The organism is Acidisoma sp. (genome assembly GCF_035492295.1).
Taxonomy (GTDB): domain Bacteria; phylum Pseudomonadota; class Alphaproteobacteria; order Acetobacterales; family Acetobacteraceae; genus Acidisoma.
Genome location: NZ_DATJJK010000228.1, coordinates 1 through 8,822 on the forward strand (window position 1 = coordinate 1; position 8,822 = coordinate 8,822).

10 protein-coding genes are annotated in these 8,822 nt (G+C 61.9%); 5 read left to right on the forward strand and 5 right to left on the reverse strand.

Annotation, left to right across the window (positions count from 1 at the left end):
- The 5 genes from VL752_RS17145 to VL752_RS17165 form a co-directional block, all read right to left on the reverse strand.
- The coding region (locus VL752_RS17145; RefSeq protein WP_325357079.1) for a hypothetical protein at positions 1 to 209 on the reverse strand (209 nt) is incomplete at its 3' end.
- Complete coding sequence (locus VL752_RS17150; protein ID WP_325357080.1) at positions 206 to 1,309, reverse strand: Gfo/Idh/MocA family protein; 1,104 nt, start codon at positions 1,307 to 1,309, stop codon at positions 206 to 208. The genes VL752_RS17145 and VL752_RS17150, both read right to left, overlap by 4 nt.
- A 99-nt stretch (positions 1,310 to 1,408) precedes the next feature.
- The gene (locus VL752_RS17155; RefSeq protein WP_325357081.1) at positions 1,409 to 1,741 is read right to left on the reverse strand and encodes an L-rhamnose mutarotase; all 333 of its coding nucleotides are present in this window, start codon (positions 1,739 to 1,741) and stop codon (positions 1,409 to 1,411) included.
- Between the two features lie 31 nt (positions 1,742 to 1,772).
- On the reverse strand, positions 1,773 to 2,606 hold the full coding sequence (locus VL752_RS17160; RefSeq protein WP_325357082.1) for an amidohydrolase family protein: 834 nt from the start codon (positions 2,604 to 2,606) through the stop codon (positions 1,773 to 1,775).
- A gap of 9 nt (positions 2,607 to 2,615) precedes the next feature.
- A complete protein-coding gene (locus VL752_RS17165; protein ID WP_325357083.1) occupies positions 2,616 to 3,392 on the reverse strand; it encodes an IclR family transcriptional regulator in 777 nt (258 codons plus the stop codon).
- A gap of 142 nt (positions 3,393 to 3,534) precedes the next feature.
- Between VL752_RS17165 and VL752_RS17170 the strand changes: the two genes are divergently transcribed.
- From VL752_RS17170 to VL752_RS17190, 5 genes are all read left to right on the forward strand, one after another.
- A complete protein-coding gene (locus VL752_RS17170) occupies positions 3,535 to 4,866 on the forward strand; it encodes an ABC transporter substrate-binding protein (protein ID WP_325357084.1) in 1,332 nt (443 codons plus the stop codon).
- 46 nt (positions 4,867 to 4,912) lie between these two features.
- Entirely contained in the window at positions 4,913 to 5,887 is a 975-nt protein-coding gene (locus VL752_RS17175; protein WP_325357085.1) for a carbohydrate ABC transporter permease, read from the forward strand.
- A gap of 38 nt (positions 5,888 to 5,925) precedes the next feature.
- Entirely contained in the window at positions 5,926 to 6,771 is an 846-nt protein-coding gene (locus VL752_RS17180) for a carbohydrate ABC transporter permease (protein WP_325357086.1), read from the forward strand.
- 5 nt (positions 6,772 to 6,776) lie between these two features.
- Positions 6,777 to 7,883, forward strand: coding sequence for a mandelate racemase/muconate lactonizing enzyme family protein (locus tag VL752_RS17185; protein ID WP_325357087.1), 1,107 nt, complete (start codon positions 6,777 to 6,779; stop codon positions 7,881 to 7,883).
- Positions 7,884 to 7,902: 19 nt separating this feature from the next.
- Positions 7,903 to 8,822, forward strand: a 920-nt coding sequence (locus VL752_RS17190; protein WP_325357088.1) for a lactonase family protein, incomplete at its 3' end; no start/stop codon positions are given.

Below are 8,822 nucleotides of genomic sequence, written 5' to 3' on the forward strand. Positions count from 1 at the left end.
AAAAGCTGGTCCTGCACGTAAGGGTGGATGTCGGTCACCAGAAGATTGAACAAGTGGCTGTCGCCCTCGCCGATGGTGCGGCGGAGCGAACGGATCTTCTGGCCCACCGGCCAATCCTCATAGAACCAGTTCTCAGCATTCCAGACCGGGAGAGCCGCATGGTCCTTCGGCATGTCGCACGGAAAGGTTGATGAAACACCCACTGTCATGAGGCGGCTCCTGCGTCAGCCGGCACAGGTGTGGCCGGACCAACGCTTGAACAAAAACAGGCTTCGACCAGCGCCATGCTATGCCAGGCGTCTTCGACGCAGGTCATGAGCATCGTATCCTGGCCAGTAGTAAAGCGCTGCAGGTTGGACATGGTGCCGATGAAGGCATCAGGGAACCATGTGCCGATGAGCGGAATTTCGGCCCAATTCCCGCCATGGCGGGCAATCCAGAGTTCATCCGGCAGGCCGGTCGGATAGTTGAGCAGCGCGCCGAGCTTGATGACGGCGACGCCATCGGTTCCTTCCAGCCGGATGGTTGCGTCCTGAAAGCGTGGGCCGAAATCATGATGGTGGTTGATGGAAAGCGTGCAGCGCACGTCATCGTCAAAATCGAGAATGGCTGAGGTCCGTGTCTGCGCAAGGTCCGTCTGTGGGTGGCCGAGTGTGCGCGCCATCACGCTGCGCGGGTTGCCCATGAAACCGCGAATGAGATCGAGATAGTGAATGGAATGAACAGCAATCTCCACCCGCGGCATGCCCTTCAGGAAGGGAAACAGATGCCAGGGTGTCAGCACATTGATATGCACGTCGATATCGATGAGCCGGCCAAGGAGACCGCGCGCCGCGGCGTCTTGCGCCGCGAGCATCATCGGGGCGAAGCGGAGCTGGAAATTGACGGCCGCGACAAGGCGCCTCGCGCGGGCGAGGCGCAGGATCGCCGTCGCTTCGGCGAGATCGCGCCCCATCGGCTTCTGCAGCAGCACGCTCGATCCTTGGGGAATGCTCTGGAGTACGCCAAGATGCGCGGCCGGCGGAATGGCGAGATCAAACACCGCGCCTGGCACGCTCGCAGCCTCGTCCAGACTGCCAAAGACGGGGAGGGACCAGCGCCCGGCTAGAGTTTCCGCCCGTTCTCGGTCGAGGTCATAAAGCCCCGCGACGGGAAATCCTGCCTTTCGATACGCCGGGAGATGCGCATCATTCACGATGCCGCCGGCGCCGATGATGACGATCGGACGGCTAGCGGATGGAAGCGGCCAGGCCTGGCGCAGCGCGCTCACCGCCTCAGGTTGGGACGGAACCGTCCGGTTGCTGCTCACTCTTCCCCCGCCACCGCGTTTGTGAGTTCTTATGTGAAGGAGAATTTCACTAATGAGCGTTAAATGCAAGCCGTTCGGGCGAAGGTGTCGCGGCGCCCATCAGTCGTGATGAAAGACCTCCTCCATGGCCGCCCACCATTCGCCCTCGGCCCGGGTTGCCAAGGGTTCCTGGAGGGGCATGCAGATCTCCCACCATTTCTGCGTCGCGGGGTCAGCGGCCATGGCAGCCATATCGGCAGCAAAATCCGCCCCGGCATATTCCCAATAGGCGAAGAGGATATTCTCAGGCTCGCGTAGGAAAATCGTATAGTTGCGGATATGGCTCGCCGTGATCTGGCGCAGAATATCTGGCCAGACAGCGGCATGCAGGCGCTTGTATTCCGCGATGTGCTCCTGCCGGAGTCCGATACACAATCCCATGCGTTGGGCCATTGGCGACCTTCTTTTTTGTTTGGTGGTGCCGCTAGGGCAGGCGGTAGATCCGCTTGGCGTTGCGATTAAAGAGTCGCTCGGTCTCGCTTTCGCTGCACGCGGATGTGATGGCGCGCGTTGCCTGTACCCACCGCGTGAGATCAGCGGTGAGCGTGCAGACCGGCCAATCACTCCCCCAAACGACGCGATCCCAGCCGAAGCTTTCGATGCAATGCTCCACGAAGGGCTGCAGATCATCGGTTGTCCAGGTATTGCCGGCATAGGCGACGATACCCGAAATCTTGCAGGCGACGTTAGGCAGTTCCGCGACGCGGCGAATATCCTCGCCCCAGGGCGAGAACGCGCGCGCTTCCACCGCCGGCACGCCGCAATGGTCGAGCACGAAGCGGACATCGGGGCAGGCACGCGCAATTTCGGCCGCGATCGGCAATTGCCGTGCCAGCACGCAGAGATCGAAGCTGAGATCGCAAGGCGCGAGACGGCGCAGATTCTCGGCGAAGATCGGTTGGCGCCCAAGTTCGTCGGGCGAGGTGTGCAGGATGCGGCGCAGCCCGCGGATGCGGGGATTGCCTGCGATCCGCTCAAGCTGCGCGGCGAAGCCCGCATGCTCCGGCCGGGCTGCCGCGATGGCGCCAACCACCGGATGGCCGAGGCCGAGCACGACCTCGCTCTCCGCCTCCTGATCCTCTTCCGCAACGTCCACTTCCATATGAAGTGCGGCGACAATGCCGAGCGGCTCCGCCTCGGACCAGTATTCCTGCAACGGAAAGCTGCGGTTCAGCGCGGGAACATCCTGCAGCCAGGGGTAACGCAGCCGGCTCTGGTCGATCAGATGGAGATGGGTATCGATGATCGGTATGCTCACGCGCCCCTCCTAACCCTCCGCCGGTGCCGGCATGATGCGCGAGGCGGAGATGCGCAGCAAGGCGAGCGCTTCATCCGCATCCGGCGCCATCGTGGTATCAGATCGTTCGAGATAGGGGCAGGTGAGGGCCGCGGCGACGCCACCATTCGGGCCGAAGATCGGCACCGAGAGGTTGAGCACGCCCGCCGTCTGTTGGCTGTGCATCTTCTCGAAACCCTGGCGGCGGACGATCGCGAGCCGCTCCTCGATATCGGCCGGAACGCGCTCATGCGGCATCACGGCGTGCTCCTCCATCATCAGCGCGCGTTCGCGCGGCGTGGCGAAGGCGAGCAAAACATGGCCGGAACCGGTATTGAACAGCCCGACATGGGAGCCGACGCGAATGGCGAAGCCCCAATAGCCGGGTGAATCCACCTGAGCGATGACGACGACATGGCCGCGGTCATAGATCGCCAGATGGCAGGCCTGCTGAGCGCGACGCGCGAAGGCGCGAAGCTCGGGCATGGCAAGCGGCACCAGGCGCCGGATCGGCGCGTGCTGATGCACGAGCGTGAAGAGTTTCAACGTCAGCTCGTAGCGGTCCGCACTGGTCCGCATGACATATTGGCGCCGCGTCAGCCGGTCCAGCATGCGGTAGATTTCGTTCGGTGTCCGGTCCAGCGCCTTCGCAATTTCAGCCTGCGACAGGCCCTCCTCGGTCGCGGCCAGCAGTTCGAGGATATCGAGGCCCTTATCGAGCGCAGGGGCGCGGTAGCGGTCAGCGTCGTCTTTCGCGACGGAATCCATGAATTTACTCTCCTAGGTCGGACGGGTCGTTGACCGACCCCGCGGACCGTGCTTACCTGCGAATGTACTATTCAAATATAATAATGCCAACACTGTTCACGGTCCAAGGCGGCAGTGCGGCGAAAAAGGGAGGATAGACAGGATGAAGGCTGGGCGCATGCTCAAGACGATCCTTCTCGCCTGCGTCGCGACCGCAGGCCTTACCGCAGCCGCCAAGGCGGCCGACCAGAACTGGGGAAGCTTTCCGGGCTATACGCTGAAGGTAAAGCTCGTCGGCGGCACCCAGTACGAAAAGCTCTATACCCGCATACCGGAATGGGAAAAGGCGACGGGCGCGAAGGTGCAGATCGTCTCCTCCGAAAACTATTTTGCCCTTGATCGCGAGATCAAGCAGGACATCGCCTCCGGCTCCGTCAAATGGTGCGTCGGTTCCAATCACACCAGCTTCGCGCCGCAATACGGCAAATTCTACATCGACCTGAAGCCCTATATTCCGGATAGCGTGCTCTCCGAATACGTGCCGAGCGCGATTCGAAATTCGACCGTGAACGGCAGGCTGGTCCAGCTGCCGCGGGTCACCGATATTTCGAACATCTATTACAACAAGCTGATCTACGACAATCCGGACATCCGCGCCCGCTACAAGGCGAAGTTCGGCAAGGATCTGGCCCCGCCCACGACCTTCGACGAATACAAACAGCAGGCGATTTTCCTGTCATCGCCGCCCAACGTCTACGGCACCGCCTTTCCTGGCAAGGACGAAGGCCTCACCGGCCGATTCATGGAAATTCTGCGGGCGAATGGTGGCGACATGTTCGATGAGCACATGAACCCGACCTTCAATTCCCAGGCCGGCATCGATGCGCTGCAGTGGTTCGTCGATCTTTACAAGGCCAAGGCCGTGCCGGCGGGCACGATCAATTACACCTGGGATGACATCGGGCAGAGCTTTGCCGCCGGCACCCTGGCGCTCGACATCGATTGGCCGGGCTTCGCCGCTTTCTTCAACAATCCCAAAACTTCGAAGATTGCCGGGCATGTCGGCTTCGCCTTGGCGCCGGTTGGCGAGGCAGGCAAGCGCGGAGGCTGGTCCGGCTCCCATTCCTTTTCCGTCACCGCCGCCTGCGACAACAAAAAAGCGGCCGTCAGCTTCGTTGAGTTCATGACCGACTACGATTCGGAGATGATGGAGGCCAGAGCCGGCAATCTGCCGACGCGGACGAAGGTTTTCGCGGATGTCGAAGCGGAGTTCAAAGCCGAGCACAACGACTACATGGCCAATATGTTCACGACCTGGCAGGCTTCCCTCGCAGATGCCCGCACACCGCCGCTGATCCCCGAGTGGATCGACGTCTCGAACGTCATCTGGCCAGCCGTGCAGTCGGCGATCCTGGGTCAGAAGACAGCGAAGCAGGCGCTGGATGACGCGGCTGCCAAGGTCAAGCAGATCGTGCAGGACGAGGGCGACAACTAGTCACGCGTCAAGTCGCGTGGCTCGTTCCCAAGACAGAAGCAGGATCATGACGGAAGCGATTGACAGCCGGATCGATCTGGACGGAGTAACAGCCTATTCGCGACGGGCGGAGCGCGTGCGGCGCTTCTTCAGCCTCGGCCATGCCGCCCCCTATGTCCTGATCCTGCCGTCAATCGTTATCGTTCTCTTTGTTGTGGCAATCCCGCTGCTTGTTTCGCTGTGGTCCAGCTTCACGCCCTATAATCTTGTTCGGCCCTGGACACTTTATCATTATATTGGCGTCCGCAATTACCTGCGGCTTTTCAACAGTTCGGATTTCTGGTGGGCGCTAATCCGCACGGTGGTCTTCCTCACCGTGGCGCTCAATCTCGAAATGGTCCTCGGCCTCGGCCTCGCCCTGCTCGTCAACAAAATCACCGCCGGCAAGCGCGTGATCCGGACCATCATGATGTTTCCGATGATGTTCTCACCCATCCTGGTCGGCTTCCAGTTCAAATACATCTTCAATGACAATGTCGGCCTGATCAACAACGCGCTCTCCTCGCTCGGCCTCATGCATTATCCCATCGCCTGGCTGGTCAATGCCGTGCTGGCGCCGTTGACCGTGTTGATTGCCGAAACCTGGATGTCGACCTCGGTCTTCGCGATTCTGCTGCTTGCCGGCCTGCTCGCACTGCCGAGCGAACCGCTGGAGGCCGCCAAGGTCGATGGTTGCAACGCCTGGCAGGCCTTCCGCCACATCACCCTTCCATTCCTCATGCCCTTCATCTTCATCGCCATGACTATCCGCTCGCTCGACGTCGCCCGCGCCTATGACATGGTGAAGATCATGACGGATGGCGGCCCGGCGCAGCGCACGGAACTGCTTTGGACGCTCATCGCCCGCACCGGATACGAGGATGCGCGCATGGGCATGGCCAATGCCATGGGCTATGTCTCGATCCTGCTGTCCATCGCCGTGACGGTCTATTTCTATCGCAAGCTGATGGGAGCTCGCGCCTATATGGGAGGTGCGGAATGAGTGCCGCCTCTCTACCACTCGGCCGGAGGATGTCGCCGGTGCGGCGTCGGCAGATTTGGGCCGTCCGCATCGGTCTTTTCTGCGCCATGGTTATGCTCTGCGTGCCCGGGCTCTGGGTCATGCTGACCGCCTTTCGCCCGAATATCGAGGTCATGGCGAAGCCGCCGGTCTGGATTCCGCATGTCCTCACCCTCAGCAACTTCCTCGGCATCTTCGGCCTGTTGCCCAATCATGCGCCCGGCATTCCGGTCGCCGCCTATTTTATGAATTCGGTGGTCATCTCGGTGACGAGCACGGTCGTGGCCGTCGCCGTCGGCATGATGGGCGGCTATGCCTTTGCTCGCTATCGGTTTCGCGGCAAATCCGGCTTCTTCCTCGGCCTCATGCTCTCCCGCACGGTGCCGGGCATATCGCTCTCCCTGCCGCTCTTCATCGTCTGGAGCCGCATCGGTCTGCTTGATACGCGGCTCGGCCTCATCATCGTCTATCTCGCCATGAATATTCCGTTCACCGTCTGGCTAACGGATGGGTTCTTTCGGCAGATCCCGGCCGATCTCACGGAAGCGGCGCAGATTGACGGCAGCACGCGCTGGCAAGCTTTCTGGCGCATCGAGTTTCCGCTCGCGCGCTCCGGCCTCGCTTCCGCCGCCATCTTCGCCTTCCTCACTTCCTGGAACGAATATGCCTTGGCCGCGCAACTCACGCGTACCACCGCATCCAAGACCATGCCCGTGGGTCTGATGGATTTCACGGCACAGTTCACCGTGGACTGGACCGGCATGTGCGCCATGGCGGTACTCATTATCATCCCCGCCCTGATCCTGACCTTCATTGTGCAGAAGCACTTGATCGCAGGCCTCACCTTCGGCGGCGTCAAAGGCTAGAAGCGATGTCAAAGATCACCCGTGTCGAAGCTCTGATGGTCGATCTGGTGCCGCAGGTGCGGCGGGTTGATGCCATCCAATCCTTCGTCAGCCAGGAGACGCCGATCATCCGCATCTATGATGCCGATGGTGCGGTCGGCACCGGCTACAGCTACACCATCGGTACCGGCGGCCCCTCGGTCATGGCATTGATCGAACACACTTTAGGACCGGCGCTGATCGGCCGTGACGCTGCGATGGTGGAGCAGATCTGGCGCGATCTTCTGTTCCTGACCCATGCGACGACGGTCGGGGCCATCACGGCGATTGCCATGGCCGCGATCGATACCGCGCTCTGGGACCTGCGCTGTCGCAAGGCGGGTCTGCCGCTGCACGTCATGGCCGGTGGCGCGCAGGAACGCGTGCGGCTCTATACGACCGAAGGCGGCTGGCTGCATCTCGAGACTTCGGTCTTGGTCGAAGACGCCATCCGCCAAAAGGCATCCGGCTTCGGAGGCGCCAAGCTCAAGGTCGGCCGGCCGGTGCATGAGGATGTCGCGCGGATCTCGGCCGTGCGCGAAGCCGTCGGGCATGACTTCGAGATATTCACGGATGCCAATCAGGCCTTCGCCGTTGACGAAGCGATCCGCCGGGCCCGCCACTACGAGCCGCTCGACATCGGCTGGCTGGAGGAGCCGCTGGCAGCCGATGACGTGGACGGCCATCTTCGCCTGTCGCGGTCCACCAGCCTGCCCATCGCGGTCGGCGAAAGCCTGTACAGCCCTCTGCATTTTCGCGATTATCTGCAGCGCGGCGCCTGTTCCGTGGTCCAGGTCGATGTCGGGCGCATCGGCGGGATCACCCCCTGGCTCAAGGTCGCGCATCTGGCCGAATGCTTCAATGTTGCCGTCTGCCCGCATTTCCTGATGGAGATCCATGTGGCGCTCTGCGCGGCCGTGCCAAATGCGCGTTGGGTTGAATACATTCCCCAACTCGATAGCCTCACGACGCATGGCATGACGATCAAGGACGGCTATGCGGTGCCAAGCGCCGAGCCGGGGCTCGGCATTGCCTGGGACTGGGCGGCGATCGACGCGCAGGCGGCGCCGGGCTCGCGCTTCACGCTGAACTGACGCGGAACAGGAGAGGCGTATGTCCACCATTATGGTCGTCGGCAGCCTGAACCGGGAGAACCCCTATTTCCAGGGAGCGCGCGGCCCGGGGCTCAGCCTCTTTGCCTTTGACGAGACGACGGCGGAGACCACGGCGCTAGGGGAGTATCGCGGCGTCGACAATCCGAGTTTTCTTTCGGTCAGCCCCGATGGCCGCCATCTCTATGCGAACAGCGAGGTTTTCGGCTGGGCGGAGGGTCTTGTCTCGGCCCTGGAGATCGACATCGCCGCACCGCGGATGCGGCCCATCAACATGCAGCCGGCGCTCGGCAGCATCACCGCCCATAACAGTTTTGATCGCACAAGGCGCTATCTTCTCCTCGCCAATTACGCCATGGGCAATGGCGAGGATGAGGGGCCCAATCAAGCGGTTGTGGTGTTTCCACGCCGGCCCGATGGCGGGCTCGGCCCGCCAGTGAGCAGCGCGGCGCATCGCGGCACCGGCCCCAATCCAGAGCGGCAGGAGCGCCCGCATGCGCATTGCGTGCGCATCTCACCCGACAATCGCTTCGCCGTGGTGGCCGACCTCGGGCTCGATGCGCTCTTCGCCTATCCGTTCGACGAGAACTCGGGTGAACTCGGAACGCCGATTGTCAGCCGGTTCCATTCCGGTAGCGGGCCTCGTCACTTCCTCTTTCATCCTGGCGGGGAACTGGCGGTCGTCGTTGGCGAACTCGATTCGACCGTGACATCAGTGCGTTACGATGCCGCGTCCGGGCGTTTCTCCCTGCTTGATCGCGTATCCGTCGTGCCGGACGGCATCAAAGACAACCACAGCGCCGACATTGCTTTGGGCGCAGATGGCCGCTTCGTCTATGTCTCCAACCGAGGGCATGACAGCATAGCCGGCCTGGCACTCGATGCCCGAACGGGGCGGATGACACTCCTCGGCCATACGCC